This window comes from Desulfurobacteriaceae bacterium (assembly GCA_039832905.1).
Taxonomy (GTDB): Bacteria; Aquificota; Aquificia; order Desulfurobacteriales; family Desulfurobacteriaceae; genus Desulfurobacterium.
Genome location: JBDOLX010000063.1, coordinates 687 through 1,801, shown reverse-complemented (window position 1 = coordinate 1,801; position 1,115 = coordinate 687). Strand labels below are relative to the sequence as shown.

1 protein-coding gene is annotated in these 1,115 nt (G+C 41.7%); it reads right to left on the bottom strand.

All coding sequences use genetic code 11. From position 1 onward, the window contains the following. Positions 1-56 precede the first annotated feature (56 nt). On the bottom strand, positions 57-1,115 hold a 1,059-nt coding region (locus ABGX27_04440; GenBank protein ID MEO2068741.1), incomplete at its 5' end, for an O-antigen ligase family protein.

Here is a 1,115-nt window from a genome sequence, read left to right as displayed (position 1 = left end):
TGAAGAGATAGCTTCCAAAGTGAAGTTAGCCATGAAGACGGAGTTTGACTTTTCAGTTAACCGGCTTCTGTCTGATGAAGAGGTGTTTTCTCGTTACCTTGCCGAAGCAGAGCTAAGTTTATGCCGGTAATGTACCACAACGCTATTTGAATTTCTGCATCGGTAAAGTTGTTCTCAAAGATACCTGCAATCATGAAGCCCAAGTATCCCAGGGCTATGGAGTAGTTCCATAGTTCTTTTGCAGAGGTGTTGAGGTATATCATGTAAGCCCAAAACAGCAAGTAACCGAGTAACCCCAGAATTCCGTACTTTGTCAGGAATTTGAGGTAGATATTGTGGGCTTCTCCTGAGTGGAAGTGGACTTTTATGTTTGATTCAGAAGGGTTTTTGCCTGTTGGGAAGTTTTCGGGGAAATCCCGCTTAAAGTAGTGCCAGCAAAGTTTTGAAGCCTCTTCTGTCCCCGCCCCTACGATTTTCTGAAGAAGAGAGTATTCGTTTGTATAGGCTTTTAGGTGAGATTTCCACAGGCTTAATCTGTCCAAGTTGCTGTAGTTGTTTTTTGTGTCCGTGATGCTTTCAAGCCTATTTTTTAGAATAGGGAAGCTGGCAATACTGGCTGTAAAAAGAGCGGTTAGGGCAACGGTTCCTGCTAAAAAGTTCTTCCTGTTCTCTGACTTTATCAGTAGCAACAGCAGTACAGAAGTTGAGAAAAATAAAGTTGCCAGCCAGTAGGAACGGCTCTGTGTGAAGATGATTCCTAGAAGGGCTGTAATTGAGAAAAACAAATAGTGCTTTTTGAAAGTCTTGATGTAGAAAGTGATGAACAGGATCAAGAGAAGGTAGAGAACACCTGAGGTGGTTAGAGGGTTGTTAAGAAGTCCCACAGCCCTTATGGGAGATAAATGAAAAGAAATAGTATGCAGGTTTAAGTGCTTTATGTTTTGTCCGGTAAAGGCTTCGAAGATAACAGCGGTTACAGATATCGTTAGTGATGCTCCCAAAATATTAAGAGCTGTTTTAAGCCTGCTTTCTTCCCGAGATGAGTAAAAAGATATGAAATACGCGAAGAGATGGTGATTGATGTCGGACTTTTTGGATAATCTGGAAACTCCTTT